Genomic DNA, 16,196 nt, shown 5'->3' with positions numbered 1-16,196 from the left:
GCTTAAAAGTCTTCTTATCAGAAGACTTTTTTATTTATCAACATGTTCAAGGGGGAAAACAATGGGTTTTTTGGATGATATAAAACACAACATTTTAATCGCCGACGGTGCCATGGGGACGCTCCTTTATTCTTACGGAATCGACCGCTGTTTTGAAGAATTGAATATATCAAAGCCCGATGAAGTTAAACGCGTCCATGAAGCATACGTCCAAGCAGGCGCCGACATTATTCAAACGAACACGTACGGTGCAAACTTCATCAAGCTGTCCAGATACGGCCTTGAAGACGAAACGAAGCAAATCAACGAAAAAGCCGTCCGCATCGCCCGTTCTGCCGCCGGTTCCGCGTATGTTTTCGGAACGCTCGGCGGAATCCGGACGTTTAATAAAAACACGTATTCACTCGATGACATTAAACGGAGCTTTCGCGAACAGCTTTACCTTCTATTAAATGAGGAGCCTGACGGGCTTCTTCTGGAAACCTATTATGATTTGGAAGAAGCGCGCGAAGTGTTGAAGATTGCCAGAAAGGAAACAGACCTGCCGATTGTTCTGAATGTCTCCATGCATGAGGAAGGTGTTCTTCAAGACGGAACACCGCTCAGCGACAGCTTAAAGCTTTTGGCTGATCTCGGAGCCGACGTGGTCGGCATCAACTGCCGCCTCGGTCCCCATCATATGATCAAAGCGCTCGAAGAAGTGCCGCTTTTGGAAAACGCCTACCTTTCCGTCTATCCAAACAGCAGCCTTCCATCCCTTGTTGAAGGTCGCCTCGTCTATGAAACTGATGACCAATATTTCAGAGACAGTGCGAAGGAATTTCGCAACCAGGGCGCACGAATCATCGGCGGATGCTGCGGTACGACGCCGCACCACATCAGAGCGATGGCTGAAGCGGTCAAAGACCTTCCGCCCGTCACCGAAAAACATGTCAAAATCAAAAAGCAAGCGCAAGCGGCCGTTCAACAAGAAAGAACAGAGCCCGCACTGGACGAACTGGCAAAAGAAAAACGATCGATCATCGTTGAACTGGACCCTCCTAAACAATTAAACTTTGAAAAGTTTCTCCGCGCAGCAGAGGAATTAAAGGCGGCGGGAATCGATGCCCTGACCTTGGCGGACAACTCGCTTGCGACTCCGCGGATCAGCAATGTCGCCTGCGGGGCGCTGTTAAAGCAGCGGCTCGATATGAGGTCACTTGTCCATATCACCTGCAGAGACCGCAACCTGATCGGCCTGCAGTCTCATTTAATGGGCCTTGACACCCTCGGGCTGTCCGATGTGCTGGCGATCACCGGCGATCCGTCGAAAATCGGCGACTTCCCGGGCGCCACCTCCGTCTATGACTTGACGTCATTTGATTTGATCGGCCTGATCAAGCAGTTCAATGAAGGTTTGTCCTATTCCGGGAAACCGCTCGGCAAAAAAACGAACTTTTCTGTCGCCGCCGCCTTCAATCCGAACGTCAGACACATTGATAAAGCGGTCAAACGGATCGAGAAGAAAATCGACTGCGGCGCCGACTATTTTATTTCCCAGCCGGTCTACTCGGAGGAACAGCTCATCAAGATTCATGAGGAGACAAAGCATCTTGAGACACCGATCTACATCGGCGTCATGCCTTTGACAAGCAGCAGGAACGCGGAGTTTATTCATAATGAAATTCCCGGGATCAAGCTGTCGGATTCGATCCGCGAAAAAATGGCGCTTGCCGGAAATGACAAACAAAAACAGACGCAGGAAGGCCTCGCGATCGCCCGCTCACTGCTTGACGCCGCATGTGATTTGTTTAACGGCATCTACTTGATCACACCGTTTTTGCGCTCTGACTTGACAGCAGAACTGACGGCTTACATTCACCAGAAAGAAAAGGAGACCGCAAATGTCTATCATCAATGACCAGCTGAAGAAAAAAATCCTCGTCCTTGACGGTGCGATGGGCACGATGATTCAAGACGCAAACCTGTCTCCCGCCGATTTCGGCGGAGAGGCATATGAAGGATGCAATGAATATTTAAGTGTGACGGCCCCGCACATCATCCAAGGCATCCATGAAGCGTATCTCGCCGCAAAGGCCGATATCATTGAAACGAATACATTCGGTGCAACCCGGCTCGTGCTTGACGAGTATAACCTGGGACATCTCGCCTATGATCTGAATCTCGCTTCCGTCAAGCTCGCCAAAGCGGCCGCTGAAAAATTTTCAACGCCTGAGTGGCCAAGATTTGTCGCAGGTGCAATGGGGCCGACAACGAAAACACTCTCGGTCACAGGAGGGACAACATTTGATGAGCTGATCGCCAATTATGAGGAGCAGGCAAGGGCTCTGATCACAGGCGGCGCCGATCTGCTCCTGCTTGAAACAAGCCAGGACATGCTCAATGTTAAAGCCGGCTTTATCGGAATCAGGCAGGCTTTTGAAAAGACCGGCACAACCCTTCCCCTCATGGTATCGGGAACGATAGAGCCGATGGGCACGACGCTTGCCGGGCAGGATATCGAATCATTCTACATCTCGCTTGAGCATATGAAACCGGTCAGTGTCGGCTTAAATTGTGCGACAGGCCCTGAATTTATGACCGATCATATCAGAACCCTTTCTTCACTCGCGCGGACGGCCGTCAGCTGTTATCCAAACGCCGGCCTTCCCGATGAAGAAGGACAGTATCACGAATCCCCACAGTCACTGGCGAAAAAAATCAGGGCTTTTGCCGAGGAAGGCTGGCTCAACATCGTCGGCGGATGCTGCGGAACGACGCCCGCCCATATCGAAGCGCTGGCCGAAGAAGTCGCTGCACTCCCGCCGCGTCCGTTGCCTTCGGGGAAAAGACCGCACACCGTCTCAGGGATTGACGGCTTAATCTATGAAGAAACGATGCGCCCTCTTTTTGTCGGCGAACGGACAAATGTGATCGGTTCACGCAAATTCAAACGGCTCATCGCCGAACAAAAATTTGAAGAAGCCGCCGAAATCGCCAGAGCCCAGGTGAAAAACGGGGCGCACGTCATCGACATCTGCCTCGCCGATCCTGACCGGGATGAAGCGAAAGATATGGAAGGCTTCTTGAAGGAAGCCATGAAAAAAGTAAAAGCGCCGTTTGTCATTGATTCAACCGATAAAGAAGTCATCGAAAAAGCGCTCAAATACTCTCAAGGAAAGGCGATTATCAACTCGATCAACCTGGAAGACGGCGAAGAGCGGTTCGCCGACATTCTCCCGCTCGTCAAACGGTTCGGCGGCGCACTCGTCGTCGGGACGATCGATGAAACAGGAATGGCCGTCACCGCGGACAGGAAGGTTGAAATCGCGGTCCGCTCGCATCAGCTGCTCACCGAAAAATACGGAATTCCGGCAAGCGACATCATCTTCGATCCGCTCGTCTTCCCGGTCGGAACCGGTGACGAACAATATATCGGGTCTGCGAAAGAAACGATTGATGGTATTCGGCTCATTAAAGAACGGCTGCCTGAATGCTTGACGATTCTCGGGGTCAGCAACGTCTCCTTCGGCCTTCCTCCCGTCGGCAGGGAAATCCTGAATGCCGTCTTTTTATACCATGCCACACAGGCCGGGCTTGATTACGCGATCGTCAATACGGAAAAGCTTGAGCGGTTCGCTTCCATTCCAAAGGAAGAGATCGAATTAGCCGAAAAGCTGCTGTTTCAGACAGATGATCAAACACTTGCCTCGTTTACCGATTTTTACAGGGGAAAGAAAAAAGCGGACAAACAGCCGAAAACGTCCCTTTCCCTGGAAGAGCGTCTGTCCGAGTACGTGATCGAAGGTACGAAAGAAGGGCTGATTCCCGACCTCGAACAAGCGTTGGAAAAATTCGACACCCCGCTCGATGTGATCAACGGGCCGCTGATGGACGGCATGGCGGAGGTCGGGCGCCTGTTTAACAACAATGAGCTGATCGTCGCCGAAGTCCTTCAGTCAGCTGAAGTGATGAAAGCCGCCGTTTCCTTTCTCGAAAACTATATGGAGAAAAAAGACGATAGCGGCAAAGGCAAAATTATTTTGGCGACCGTCAAAGGCGATGTTCATGATATCGGCAAAAACCTAGTCGACATCATTTTAAGCAACAACGGCTACAAAGTCGTCGATCTCGGCATTAAAGTGACACCGCAGGAGTTGATTGAAGCGATCCGCAAAGAAAATCCCGACATCATCGGTCTGTCCGGCCTGCTCGTTAAATCGGCGCAGCAAATGGTCGTCACCGCACAGGACTTGGATAAAGCCGATATCTCCGTACCGATCATGGTCGGCGGTGCGGCGCTTTCGCGAAAATTTACGAACATGAAAATCTCGCCTGAATATAAAGGTCCGGTTTTATACGCGAAGGACGCCATGGACGGCTTATCGCTCGCCAATCAGCTGCGGACGAACCCGTCGCAGTTCCTTGAGAAAAAAGAACAGGCTGCACCTCAAGCCGTCGCAGAAAAGAAACCGTCGAAAGCTGTTGTTGAAATGCTTGAAAAGCGCGCCCACATCCCGAAAGCGCCCGTCTTCAAGCCGGAGGATTTGAAGCGGCACTATTTGAAAAACATCGATCTATCCTATATCGTGCCGTACGTCAATCAGCAAATGCTGCTGGGCCACCATCTTGGGTTAAAAGGAAAGGTGAAAAAACTTTTTGCCGAAAAAAATCCGAAAGCGCTCGAGTTGAAAAACGTAATCGATGAATTGCTGAGAGACGGAAAAAAACACGGCTGGTTCGATCCCGCCGTCGTCTATCAATTTTTCCCGGCCTATAGTGAAGGAGATTCGCTTCATATTTTAGATCCGGAAAAACAGGACAACATCCTTGAAACATTTGTGTTCCCGCGGCAGGAGAAGCTTCCGTTCCGCTGTATTTCCGACTACATCCGGCCGAAAGGCGAGCTAGACTATGTATCGTTTTTTGCCGTGACAGCCGGTAGAAAAGTGAGGGAAGTGGCCAACCGCTTTAAAGCGGAAGGCGACTACTTAAAAAGCCATGCGGTACAAGCGCTCGCTCTTGAGCTGGCCGAAGGGCTCGCCGAGCGGACACACCAAATCATCCGCGACCGCTGGGGCTTTCCGGATGCACCCGACTTTACGATGGAGCAGCGTTTTCAAGCGAAATATCAAGGCCAGCGCTACTCCTTCGGATATCCGGCCTGTCCGAATCTCGAAGATCAGGAAAAGCTCTTCAGACTCATCCAGCCGGAAGGCATCGGCGTCCGCTTGACAGATGGGTTTATGATGGAGCCGGAAGCCTCCGTTTCGGCAATCGTCGTCTCACACCCGGAAGCGAGATATTTCAATGTTCATTAAAACAACCCCTGCCTGCCGATTGCGGACGGCAGGGGTTCATTCATGTTTTTCGGCATCCATTCTGCTGTTTATAATGGGCAACAATCGATTCAGCCATTTTCAGCACCTTGTCGTGCAGTTCTTTCGGTTCAATCACCAGCATATGCTCGGCAAAACCGAGTATATATCTTTTCGCTTCCTCTTCCGTATCAAATGATAATTTAATTGGTATCCACCCCTCCTCATCGACTTTACCCGTTTCCATGATCCGCACAAAATGATTGGTAAATGATAATCTTGGCAAGATTGACTGAGCCGCCTTCACCCACACTTCATATGTCGGTAATTTTTCGATAAAAGCATTTGTTGAAGATCTCCATACTTGAGCAATGTCAAAGTTTTCAGGTCTTTCAAATGTTTCATGAACGGAAATGGCAGATTGAATCCGCGAAGCTCTGTAATTTCGAATCTCCCCATTTTCTTTAGATGCAATCAGATACCAGTTGGACCCTTTAGCCACCAGTCCAAGCGGCGCTACAACCCGATCACTCACTTTTCCATCTGCCCGCTGATAGACGATTTTTAATTTTTGATCTTTCCATATAGCATCTTTCAGCACTTCAAAGGATGCTGCTTTTTCCTTCTTATGACGCCATGAACTCGTATCAATATATATTCGATTCCATACATCTTTTGCGTTTTGGCGATATCCCGAAGGGAGCGAAGCGATCAGTTTATTTCGGGCATCTTCGGATGTACGTGTCAATCCGAGATCATCGAGGAATTGTTCGGAAAGCGGGACAAATAGTGCGCGTATTTCAGATTCTTTTAAGCCGGTTAATTTGGTCTGGTAATCATCAAGCAATGACCAGCCTCCGTTTTTTCCGCGTTCGGCAAAAACGGGAATACCCGTCCCGCTTAAAGCTTCCATATCCCTGTAAATCGTTCGTTCAGAGACTTCCAGCCTTTCTGCCAATTGTTTTGCCGTCATCTGTCCATAAGCTTGCAGCAGCAAAAGAATAGATATCAATCGGTCTCCTCTCATGATGATCTCCTTTTTATAAATGATTTATCTTCATTTCATTAAATATGACAGCTGTTGTCAAGAATCGGTTCTTATAATGACAATATCTTCTTTATGAAAGGAATGAGATGGACTTGAAAGGAAAAGTCGCTCTTGTAACAGGCGCAAGCAGAGGAGCCGGTCGCGGCATTGCTGCAGAACTGGGGAAAGCCGGTGCAATCGTGTATATCACAGGCCGCAGCATTCATGGGGCTTCAACGAATCATTGGCCTGGGACAATCCATGACACCGCTGCACAAATTGAGGCTTCCGGCGGAAAAGGTATTGCTGTACAATGTGATCATACGAACGATTCGGACACAGAGGCTGTCATCACTAAAATTCGCGAAGAACAGGGAAAATTAGATATTTTGATCAACAATGTGTGGGGTGCGCATGATCTGGGTGTTGACGAAAAACCTTTTTGGGAATTGTCTTTGAAGAATTGGGATACGATGTTCACCGCCGGGGTGCGCGCCCAGTTGGCGACGAATCATTTCGCCGTTCCGCTGCTTCGTGAAAATAAACAAGCCCTCATCATTCACACGACCTTCTGGGATGGTGACAAGTACATTGGACAGTTTTATTACGATTTAGCCAAAAACGCATTAACACGTATGGCGTATGGACTTTCATTAGAATTAAAACAGGACAACATTGCCGTTCTTGCCGTTTCACCTGGATTTATGAGAACTGAGCTTGTCTTGAAACACCATGAATCAGATGAAGAGCATTGGCAGGAGTCAGAAGATTTAAGGAGAACCGAAACGCCCTATTATGTCGGACGCGGAATTACTGCGTTGGCAAATGATCCGAATGTGATGGAGAAAAGCGGACAGGTGTTAAGAATAGGCGATTTAGCCAAAGAGTATCAGTTTACCGATATCGATGGACGATATATTCCGCCATTTACGATATAGTTAGTCATTCTCAAAACACCGGGTGATCTGCCGAATCCATCACCTCTCATGAGTTCGACAACCGAAGGAGGAACCATATGATCGAGATCAAACAAATCGACGCCGAAGAAACGTATGAGATCAGACACCGCATTCTCCGGCCGAATCAGCCGCTTGAAGCATGTATGTATGAAACCGATTTGCTCGACGGAACATTTCATCTCGGCGGATTTTACCGCGGCAGGCTCATCAGCATCGCTTCCTTTCACAAAGCCAAGCATGCGGAGCTCAAAGGCCGGAACCATTATCAACTGAGAGGGATGGCGACGCTGGAAGGATACCGCGAACAAAAAGCGGGAAGCACACTCATCCGCCATGCCGAAGAACTGCTCCGGAAAAAGGGCGCGGACCTTTTATGGTGTAACGCCAGGACATCTGTGAGCGGCTACTATAAAAAGCTCGGCTTCAGCGAACAGGGCGAAGTCTACGACATACCGCCGATCGGACCTCATATTTTAATGTATAAGAAATTGACGTAAAAAAACCCCGCCTGAAGCGGGGCATTCCCGGCCGCAGGAGCATTACAGCTTTGCGGCCTCTTTTTTAAATTTCGCAAGCGCGTTTGTCACTTTTCCGAATTCGGAGGCGTGCGGGCGGTCATCGCCGTCCTTGTAGCCGTAGTCGACCATCCGGTTTCTGTTGAGGCAGAGCTTCGTCAATTCCGGTTTGAATAAGTCGAACAATTCGAAGCGCTCACGCAGTTCCGGGAATCTTTGCTGATAATCCAAAATCGCATCAGCCAAAGCTTTCCACAGACGCTTTTCAGGAAGCAGACCGTCATTTTCCAAAATGTTGGCCACATAGCGCAAATGGCAAATGAAAAGCCCTGTAAAGATAAACTGCACAAGCCCTTCCGGCGGCTCGCTTCTGAGAACGGCTTTTAAATCTTCTGTCAAACCGCTCAGTTCAGGAAGCGGCTGGTCGCTGATATTGACGTCATCAACAAAATCTTTAATCGCCAGCCTGTGCGGCTGATGATCTTTTAAGACGAGAATCGTATTTTGTCCGTGCGGCGAAAATACGGTTCCGTAGCGGTACATGAAATGCAGAAGCGGCGGCATCACGGTGTTAAACAGCTTTCCGATCCACTCCTCCGCTGACAGCCCCGACTTTTCGATCAGGCGCCTGATAAACGGCACACCGTCTTGATCGATGTATGTTAAAGAAGCGAGTGTAACAGGCCGCTCTCCTTCTTCCAAATACGTATAGATGCTTTCTCTGAAAATGGCGCCGAGCATTTCCAAATATTGATACGGAGCTTTTTCAAGAGAATGATAGTATGGGTGGTCGACGTTCAGACTGGCATTTTCGCCTGGCAGGATCACCCGGCATTCGTCTTTTAGAAATGCGTCGTTTTCGGCGATCCCTTTGATATGCTCAGTGATTTTCGGAGCGATCACCGTCCGTTCCGACGGCAGTCCTCTGTATACAAGCGTATTTAAAATGCTCATCGGCAGTTTGATATGATGCTTATGTTTGTTTGTGATGTTTGTAAAGGTTCTGATCGATTGCTGCGGCAGATACTCGTCTCCGCCTTCCCCCAAAGGAATGATCGCTTTTGCAGCGATCTCTTCAGGAAATTGCTGAATGATCGTATTTGTCCACTGCCATTCGTGGACGGGCAAATAATAATAGGCTTCGCCGGCTGCGCCCTGCTTTTCTATCACTTTAGCGAATTGCCTTAAAGTCAGCTCATCAAGCTCTTCGTTGATCAGCGTTTCATAATCGAGCCCTTCAACCGAGTAGAATGACGCGGTCTCTTTGTGTACGGCGATCCACAGCAGCCGTTCGGCTCTTTGATTTTCCGGCGCAAAGCGGAGATAGTCATCATAGCCAAAGCCGATTCTTCCTTTGTTGTATACAATCCACGGATGGCCGGTCATCTCGCCTTCAATCACGGCATAATCGGCTTCTGTCAGCTCATCAGAGGTAAGCGCATCCTTAGCCAAAAGGTGGGCATCCGCCAGCATCGTATGGTTGAACTCCTTGATCAAATGCCCCGCTGTTTCCGGACTCATCGGGATATGCGGCTGAATATCGAGGAGAAACTCTATTGCGTTCACGTGTGTCGTCCATTGTCCGTCCTTAAAGACTTTGATCGTCTCCGGCATCGTGTCAAAGCTGTCAAACATGCGGGGTTTGGCCGCGAACCGGTATGCCTTATCTTCCGCCGTTCTCAGCTCATACCGGTTGATGCCGTCTTCCGTTTCAATCAGATCAGGCTTGATAATATCCTCATACATATATTCAGAAACCATCTTCGCCAGTAGTCGCTGATTGACTTTTCTCCATCTCTCCGGATTGAGCACCTTTTTTAATTCGTCTTGAAACAACATCAAATTGCCTCCTTGATCAGCCGTTTGGCACGGCCGTTTTTTCCGTGATTCCTGTTCCAAATGTCTGGAAGACCGTTTTATGGCTGACGCGGTATACTTCCCTCCCGGCAAGCTGATTGATGATCACCGAGTTCCGGTAAGCGCCGAGCCCCAGGTCAGGCGCACCGACACCGTGTGTGTGCAGCTCTCCGTTTTGAACGAAAATATGGTTTTCCGATTCGGCTGCCGTCACCAGCCTGTAATCGCGTGTAATGACATTGCGGCCGCTCGCGTCCTTTTCAATCAGGGTGTCAACAGGTGCCAGGCATTCCGGCAGCCTCTCTTTATAGCCCGTCGCCAAGACGACGACATCCGCCTGCCGCTCAAATCGTTTCTCATCCACGCGGTGTGCGCAATGAAGAATCATTGTTCCCGCATGCTGTTCGATCCGCTCTACTTCTGTCATCGACTGAAGGTCAAACGCCGCTTCCCGTCCGCCGCAGGTCCGCTCATACAGAAGGTGGTAAATATCGCTGATCGTCTTCGCGCTGATGCCTTTATAAAGCAGATCCTGCTGCCTTAGCAATTCATCTTTTTTCCATTGCGGGAGCTGATAGAAAAAATCGATATAATCAGGTGAGAAATACTCGAGCCCGAGATTTGAATATTCCATCGGGAAGAAGCCTTTTGAGCGGGTGAGCCAGCTGACATGCTCCGCTTCATCTTCACCGACCAGGTCATAAAACACCTCGGCTGCGCTTTGTCCGGAGCCGACGACGGCAACCCTTTTCCCTTTAAACCCGCCGGGTTTTCTCATTAAATACTCGGCTGAATGGAACACCGAGTCGCCCAAAGCGTCTGAGAGCGCTTCGGGAACGTGCGGCCCCGTGCCGATGCCGAGCGCGATATGCCTTGTGTAATAAACGGCTTCCTCGCCGTTTTCCTGATTCGCGACCCGCACTTCAAAAAGCGCATCCCGGTTTGATTCAATGAGTGAAATGCTTTCGACATTCATTCCGAAACGGCACGAGTCGAGCTGTTCGGCCACCCAGCGGCAGTAGTGGTTATATTCCTTTCTCGGAATATGAAAGTCTTCTAAAAAATAGAAAGAATAAAGACGGTTATGCTCCTGGAGATAGTTTAAAAAGCTGTATTTGCTTGTCACATCGGCCATGCTCACCAAGTCGGCCAAAAACGGCACCTGCAGTGTTGTCCCTTCAATCAGCATGCCGGGATGCCAGTTAAAGCTTTCATTCCGTTCAAAAAACAGCGCATTGATCTCAGGCACGGAATCAGCCAATGCGGCAAGGCCGAGATTAAACGGCCCGATGCCGACGCCGATGACATCATATACATCATTGGGTCTCTTTGTAGAGTTCATCTTTTTTCTCCTTTTCAAAAAAACGTTCTCGTTCGCAAAACATCAATAATCCGGTTTTATCAGGAAGATCCACAGGTTTAATAGGGCGAAACCCGCATTTTCCAAAAATATGAATCATTTTTTTATTGCGGATATCCGGCTCTGCGATGACCTTTTTTGTGTCAGGCTCGGCAAATTGCATGCTGACCATCGCTTTTAAAAGCGGAAGGGCAAGACCTTTTCCCAAATACGCTTTTTCTCCGATCAACAGATGAATGCCCTGGTCAAAAGGTTCATTGTCATAGTGGTGTTCAATGATGTCTCCCTTAACCCAGTACGACTCCCAGTAGCTCATCGGCACACCGTCGATAAAGCCGATGTACAGCGTTTGGTGAGGGTCTGTGATCGCCTTGTGAAAATGGGCTGCAAACTTTGCAAACGGCATGTTTAAATGCCAGAACGGGATGACGTGCTCCTCCTGCATCCAGCGGTAGACGAGCGATACGTCTCTTTCATAGTCCGCTTTTTGAAATGTGATCCGTTCATTCATGGACGGCAGCCGCCTCCTTCAGAAGCGGATTTTGAACTGACGTGTAGCGCGACTGGGTTTCAAGGGAGCCTGTCAGCTCATCCATGTCATAAAATCTCGTCAGCAGATTGGCCTTGCACGGAAGCTCAGGAAAACGAAGCAGGCTGTCGGTCAGCTCAGTGATGCCGTAAATTTGTTCCGCTTTCTCAAGCCGCTCTCTGATCATGGACAGGAGCGTTTCTTCCCGGATCAGCCCTTCGCAGCCGAAACCGTTCACAAGTCCAAACAAATGGTTGAAGAAGAAGTAATAGCGCAGTCTCTCAACAGCCACGCTGTCCGAACAGATCGTCTCGCTCCTTTCGCTTAAGCCTTCGAGCAGGCTGGAGAGCATGTCCGCTTTTGATTCGCTGTAATAGTAGCCTTGGTTATCCCTGTAATAAAACGTGTCAGGGTAGCCGTTTTTTAAACGGATGACGGCGTTCTGCTGGTGCGCTTCAATCGCCAGCCCGTATGTTTCAAACAGCCATAAAACAGGCTCAAGCGAAATGGACAAATACTTGTCAAACCAGTCGGCGCACACTTCTTCCGTTGTCCGTCCTTCTTTTAACGCCAGCTCACGGATGACAGAGGACAGCCTTGACTCTTTCCCGTAAGCGTGATCCTGGCAGAGCCCGGCGATCAGGCTTGCCGAACGGTCGTCTTCATAAAACGGGTTCTCTCTGATCACGACTTCAAAGCCGGATTCCCCGTTTTCTCCTTGAATAGAGATGTAAGCCGGATCTGTGATGACGCGGAAGCCGGGAAACTCCTGGTACAACCGTTGACCGAGCTCTGTCTGCAGAAGCCGGGCCATTTCCACTCCTCTGTCCAGCTCTTTCTGCTTGTTCACACGAAGCGAATTCGTAATTTTGATCGGCACCGAGAATTTGTACATATAGCGCGAGTGCTTGCTGTAGACCGTGCGGACGGAGGATGTCGCCGTAAACGTCCGCCCTTTTGCGCCGAGATATGTAAGGAGACCCTGATCGATCAATTTTTGCACATACGGCTCCTCCAACAAGGCTTTCGCCTGGAGCGGGTGTGCGGGAAGAAGCGCAAAGTCCGGATCGGATGTTTCCTCATCAAGCCACGCTTTGTCAATCATCGGATCGTTCTTCAGTTCCTCTTGAATGACCAGCGGCGCTTTTGTTCCTGTACTTGAGTCGTGCAGAACGAGGGAGGCGTGCGCCTTAAAATAATGAAGCTGAAACTCCCCTTTAAGTTCAGGCGAATAGATGCTTTCCTCTTCAGGCTTCATCCCCTGCCTGCTTTTTGGCGTCGGATGCATCAGGTGGCCGAGCAAAAGCGATTGCTCTGCTTCGATAAACGTAAAATCGGCCGCGTTCAGCTCATGTTGATCACCCGCCCGCTCTTCCACATAACGGCTGATATTACGGCAGCTCAAAATGACTCTAAGCATGAATTCATCCTCGGCGCCCCCGCTGTTTTGCCGAAGAAGCAATTCTTTTGAAGCGAGGGAGACGAGCGTGACATAGTCGAGCGGAAGCCGGTTTTCGTCTTGAGTTGTTTTATAATAGAGCGGAAATGAGAAGAGGTGCCTTCCCGTCTTCGACCAATACTTGACCGGAACGATCAGCTCGATGTGCTGGCGTTTTAGCGGGACCACCAGCATTTTTTGGGAGCCGTCCGCGATCTCACGGGTTTCGATGCCGGTTTCCCGCAAATAGCAATTTAAAAAGCTTTGAATCGTAGCATTTTCTGCTATTTCTTTAAATGAACTCATCTTGTTATCCTCCTGCTATTCAAATAAAGGCCCGCAAGCTCTTGAATCCGCCCGAGAACGTCGTCAAGATCAGAAAGCGCCATTCTCGGATTGAGCAGCGTGAATTTTAAATATGTCTTCCCGTCTGCTGCCGTCTTGGCGATCACCGCCTGTCCCGTTCTGAACAATTCTCTGTGAATATATTTATTCAAGCTGTCATTCTCCGCATCGTCTTCTGCGGCGAGGCAGCGGAAGACGACAGCGTTCAGTTCAGGGTGTGGATTCAGCAGTTCGAACCGATCGCTTGCGGAGATTTTTTTCGCTGCCGCTTCAGCCAATGCGAATGTCCAGTCAATCATCTCGGCGAATGTATCTTCCCCGAGCACACGCAATGAGACAAACAGCTTTAACGCGTCAAAACGCCGCGTCGTCTGAATCGATTTATTGACGAGATGGACGATTCCCTCCGCTTCATCCTCCTCGGGATTTAAATAATCGGCATGATAATCAATCAAGCGGAAATGCCTTCTGTCTTTTACAAGAAAAGCGCCGCAGCTGACCGGCTGATAAAACTGCTTGTGGAAGTCGACGCTGATTGAGTCGGCCCTGTCAATGCCGGTCAATTTATAACGGCGGGCCCTGCTCAATATCAATGCCCCGCCATACGCGGCATCAACGTGGAGCCAAATTCCTTCAGCATGCGCGGCATCCGCAAGTTCGGAAAGCGGGTCGATGCTTCCGAAATCCGTCGTTCCGCATGTTGCCACAATCGCAAAGGGATGTAAGCCCGATTCCTTCAGCATCGCTGTTTTTCGCTTTAAATCGTAAAGGCACATTCGCTTTTCGTCATCCGTGTCGACGAGAACGACGGCACGCTCTCCGAGACCGAGCTGGGAAGCCGATTTTTTCACGGTAAAATGGGCATCTTTAGAACAGAGGATCCGCAGCCGGTGCGCTTCCGGCGGCAGGCCGTCCTTTTGGACGCTCCAGTTCCACCGCTTTTCGCAGTAGGCATCGCGGGCCAAAAGAAGCCCCATATAATTGGACTGTGTCCCTCCGCTCGTAAATGTTCCGTCAGCATCTTTTCCGTATTCAAACTTTCGGCAAAGCCACTGCACCATTTCTTCCTCGATCAATGAAGCCGCTCCGCTTTGATCAAACGAATCCATCGACTGATTCAGCACGCTGATCAGCATCTCTGCAGCGAGCGCTGGGATCAGCGGCGGACAGTGAAGGTGTGCGGCGCATTTTGGATCTTCGACATGAATCCGGTGCGGCAAATAGGCTTCTTTCAGCTCTCTGAGAACATCCGCAAGCGGTTCTCCCGCTTCCTGAAACGAAAATAAGTTTTTGATTTCGTGCTTCAATTCGTTCGGCATCTTCCCGCTGTACGGCTTCGATTTATCCTTCCAGTCGGCCCACAGCACATCAACAGCGGTCTCGACCGCATCACGGTAGGCTTTGATTCCCTGTTCACCGTTGTGCATAAACAGGGAATCAAAGTTTTTCTGTTTACTTGACTGCTTCATAGACGGCCTCTTTGAAAATCGCGGTGATGTCGTCAATTTGCTCTTCCGTTACGATGAGCGGAGGCAGGAAGCGGATCACACTACCGTGGCGGCCTCCCGTTTCAACGATCAGTCCCTTTTCAAAGCATTTTCTTTGAATGACGCTTGCAAGCTCCGCATCGGCCGGGTAGCTGCCGTTTGCGTTTTGCTTTTTGTGCGGTGCGACAATTTCGGCGCCGATCATCAGCCCTCGTCCCCGGACATCGCCGATTTCGGGAACGTGCTCCTGAATGCCTTGTAATTCACGCATGAGTTTCGCACCGACTTTTTCCACATGTGATAGCACATCATGCTCTTTTATATATTTTAAAGTTGCACTTCCGGCCGCCATCGCCATCTGGTTCCCTCTGAATGTGCCGATGTGCGCCCCCGGTCCCCACTTGTCAAGATCTTGATCATAGATGACGACTGACAGCGGCAGGCTTCCGCCGATCGCTTTTGAAAGGACGATGACATCCGGTATAATGCCGGCGTGCTCGAACGCAAACATTTTTCCGGTTCGGCCGATGCCGGTCTGCACCTCGTCAATGATCAACGGGATTCCGCGTTCTTTTGTGATCCTTCTCATCTCTCTGATCCATTCCGCCCGCGCCGGAACCGATCCCCCTTCACCTTGCACCGCTTCAAAGATCATTCCCGCCGGCTGCAGAATACCGCTTTCAGGGTCATCCAGCATATTTTCGATATATGAGCTTGACAGACGGTGGGTGTCGTCCCCTCCGGTGCCGAACGGGCAGCGGTATTCATAAGGATATGGGAGAAAATGAACGTCAGGCATTAATCCTTGGACGTTTTCTTTCGGAGAGAGATTGCCGCTTAATGCCATCGTTCCGTGTGTTGCTCCATGGTATGCGCCATGAAATGAGAGGACGGTTCTCTTTCCTGTCGCTGTTTTCACCAGTTTGAGCGCGGCTTCGATCGCATCGCCGCCAGTCGGACCGCAGAACTGAATTTTCGCCCGTTTGGCGAAAGCTTCAGGCAGGCTCTCAAACACCTCGCTGATAAACTCTTCTTTTATTTCCGATGTGATGTCAAGCGTGTGCAGCGGTCGTTTTTCATCAATCATTTTTTGAATGGCTTCAATGACAACTGGATGATTATGACCGAGTGCAAGCGTTCCCGCTCCAGCCAGGCAGTCATAATACTGCTTTCCATCTGCATCCTTGACCAAGATGCCTTCCGCCGTTTGCATGGCGAGCGGAAATCTGCGCGGATAAGAACGCGCATTTGATTCTCTTCTATTTTGCTGCTCCAAAAACGCTTCATTTTTAGAACGGGTTTGTACAGACATAGAAAGCATTCCTCCAATTGATAAAGATTATCATTTTCATTGACAAAAAAAGTGTATATTTTGTGACGAT

Annotated in this window: 11 protein-coding genes; 4 read left to right on the top strand and 7 right to left on the bottom strand. The window is 49.7% G+C overall.

Annotated elements, in window-relative coordinates; genetic code table 11:
- The first annotated feature begins 61 nt into the window (after positions 1 to 61).
- The gene (locus tag P3X63_RS06480) at positions 62 to 1,900 is read left to right on the top strand and encodes a bifunctional homocysteine S-methyltransferase/methylenetetrahydrofolate reductase (RefSeq protein ID WP_026586366.1); all 1,839 of its coding nucleotides are present in this window, start codon (positions 62 to 64) and stop codon (positions 1,898 to 1,900) included.
- Positions 1,884 to 5,300, top strand: coding sequence for a methionine synthase (gene metH, locus P3X63_RS06475; protein WP_277692623.1), 3,417 nt, complete (start codon positions 1,884 to 1,886; stop codon positions 5,298 to 5,300). The genes P3X63_RS06480 and metH overlap by 17 nt, the downstream gene beginning before the upstream one ends.
- A 40-nt stretch (positions 5,301 to 5,340) precedes the next feature.
- Here the strand turns inward: metH and P3X63_RS06470 are convergent, their stop codons facing one another.
- Positions 5,341 to 6,324: a helix-turn-helix transcriptional regulator gene (locus P3X63_RS06470; RefSeq protein ID WP_026586364.1), complete on the bottom strand. Its 984-nt coding sequence runs from the start codon at positions 6,322 to 6,324 to the stop codon at positions 5,341 to 5,343.
- A gap of 107 nt (positions 6,325 to 6,431) precedes the next feature.
- On the opposite strand from P3X63_RS06470, the gene P3X63_RS06465 reads away from it, so the two are divergent.
- Together P3X63_RS06465 and P3X63_RS06460 are read left to right on the top strand one after the other, a co-directional pair.
- Entirely contained in the window at positions 6,432 to 7,262 is an 831-nt protein-coding gene (locus tag P3X63_RS06465; protein ID WP_277692622.1) for an SDR family NAD(P)-dependent oxidoreductase, read from the top strand.
- A gap of 77 nt (positions 7,263 to 7,339) precedes the next feature.
- Complete coding sequence (locus tag P3X63_RS06460; RefSeq protein WP_277692621.1) at positions 7,340 to 7,780, top strand: GNAT family N-acetyltransferase; 441 nt, start codon at positions 7,340 to 7,342, stop codon at positions 7,778 to 7,780.
- 42 nt (positions 7,781 to 7,822) lie between these two features.
- Here the strand turns inward: P3X63_RS06460 and P3X63_RS06455 are convergent, their stop codons facing one another.
- Genes P3X63_RS06455 through P3X63_RS06430 form a run of 6 tightly spaced genes read right to left on the bottom strand, consistent with a single transcriptional unit; the run spans position 7,823 to position 16,126 of the window.
- Positions 7,823 to 9,637 carry an IucA/IucC family protein gene (locus P3X63_RS06455; RefSeq protein ID WP_077737070.1) on the bottom strand — a complete coding sequence of 605 codons (1,815 nt, stop codon included), beginning with the start codon at positions 9,635 to 9,637 and terminating at the stop codon, positions 7,823 to 7,825.
- A gap of 16 nt (positions 9,638 to 9,653) precedes the next feature.
- Entirely contained in the window at positions 9,654 to 10,997 is a 1,344-nt protein-coding gene (locus P3X63_RS06450; RefSeq protein ID WP_077737071.1) for a lysine N(6)-hydroxylase/L-ornithine N(5)-oxygenase family protein, read from the bottom strand.
- Positions 10,972 to 11,526, bottom strand: a complete 555-nt coding sequence (locus P3X63_RS06445) for a GNAT family N-acetyltransferase (RefSeq protein WP_077737072.1) — start codon at positions 11,524 to 11,526, stop codon at positions 10,972 to 10,974. Before P3X63_RS06445 ends, P3X63_RS06450 begins: the two co-directional genes overlap by 26 nt.
- Positions 11,519 to 13,288, bottom strand: coding sequence for an IucA/IucC family protein (locus P3X63_RS06440; RefSeq protein WP_026586358.1), 1,770 nt, complete (start codon positions 13,286 to 13,288; stop codon positions 11,519 to 11,521). Before P3X63_RS06440 ends, P3X63_RS06445 begins: the two co-directional genes overlap by 8 nt.
- Positions 13,285 to 14,796: a pyridoxal phosphate-dependent decarboxylase family protein gene (locus tag P3X63_RS06435; RefSeq protein WP_077737073.1), complete on the bottom strand. Its 1,512-nt coding sequence runs from the start codon at positions 14,794 to 14,796 to the stop codon at positions 13,285 to 13,287. Before P3X63_RS06435 ends, P3X63_RS06440 begins: the two co-directional genes overlap by 4 nt.
- Positions 14,780 to 16,126, bottom strand: coding sequence for an aspartate aminotransferase family protein (locus P3X63_RS06430; protein ID WP_026586356.1), 1,347 nt, complete (start codon positions 16,124 to 16,126; stop codon positions 14,780 to 14,782). The genes P3X63_RS06435 and P3X63_RS06430 overlap by 17 nt, the downstream gene beginning before the upstream one ends.
- Positions 16,127 to 16,196: the final 70 nt, after the last annotated feature.

The organism is Bacillus sp. HSf4, assembly GCF_029537375.1.
Taxonomy (GTDB): Bacteria; Bacillota; Bacilli; order Bacillales; family Bacillaceae; genus Bacillus; species Bacillus sonorensis_A.
The sequence above is the reverse complement of the archived record's forward strand: the minus strand, read 5'-3'. Positions and strand labels throughout refer to the sequence as shown.

What these genes read in the sequence shown, in the direction of transcription:
- P3X63_RS06465 (WP_277692622.1), top strand. Translation starts at nt 6,432, where the DNA reads ATGGACTTGAAAGGAAAAGTCGCTCTTGTAACAGGCGCAAGCAGAGGA.
- P3X63_RS06480 (WP_026586366.1), top strand. Translation starts at nt 62, where the DNA reads ATGGGTTTTTTGGATGATATAAAACACAACATTTTAATCGCCGACGGT.
- P3X63_RS06440 (WP_026586358.1), bottom strand. Translation starts at nt 13,288, where the DNA reads ATGAGTTCATTTAAAGAAATAGCAGAAAATGCTACGATTCAAAGCTTT.
- P3X63_RS06470 (WP_026586364.1), bottom strand. Translation starts at nt 6,324, where the DNA reads ATGAGAGGAGACCGATTGATATCTATTCTTTTGCTGCTGCAAGCTTAT.
- P3X63_RS06455 (WP_077737070.1), bottom strand. Translation starts at nt 9,637, where the DNA reads ATGTTGTTTCAAGACGAATTAAAAAAGGTGCTCAATCCGGAGAGATGG.
- P3X63_RS06435 (WP_077737073.1), bottom strand. Translation starts at nt 14,796, where the DNA reads ATGAAGCAGTCAAGTAAACAGAAAAACTTTGATTCCCTGTTTATGCAC.
- P3X63_RS06445 (WP_077737072.1), bottom strand. Translation starts at nt 11,526, where the DNA reads ATGAATGAACGGATCACATTTCAAAAAGCGGACTATGAAAGAGACGTA.
- metH (WP_277692623.1), top strand. Translation starts at nt 1,884, where the DNA reads ATGTCTATCATCAATGACCAGCTGAAGAAAAAAATCCTCGTCCTTGAC.
- P3X63_RS06430 (WP_026586356.1), bottom strand. Translation starts at nt 16,126, where the DNA reads ATGTCTGTACAAACCCGTTCTAAAAATGAAGCGTTTTTGGAGCAGCAA.
- P3X63_RS06460 (WP_277692621.1), top strand. Translation starts at nt 7,340, where the DNA reads ATGATCGAGATCAAACAAATCGACGCCGAAGAAACGTATGAGATCAGA.
- P3X63_RS06450 (WP_077737071.1), bottom strand. Translation starts at nt 10,997, where the DNA reads ATGAACTCTACAAAGAGACCCAATGATGTATATGATGTCATCGGCGTC.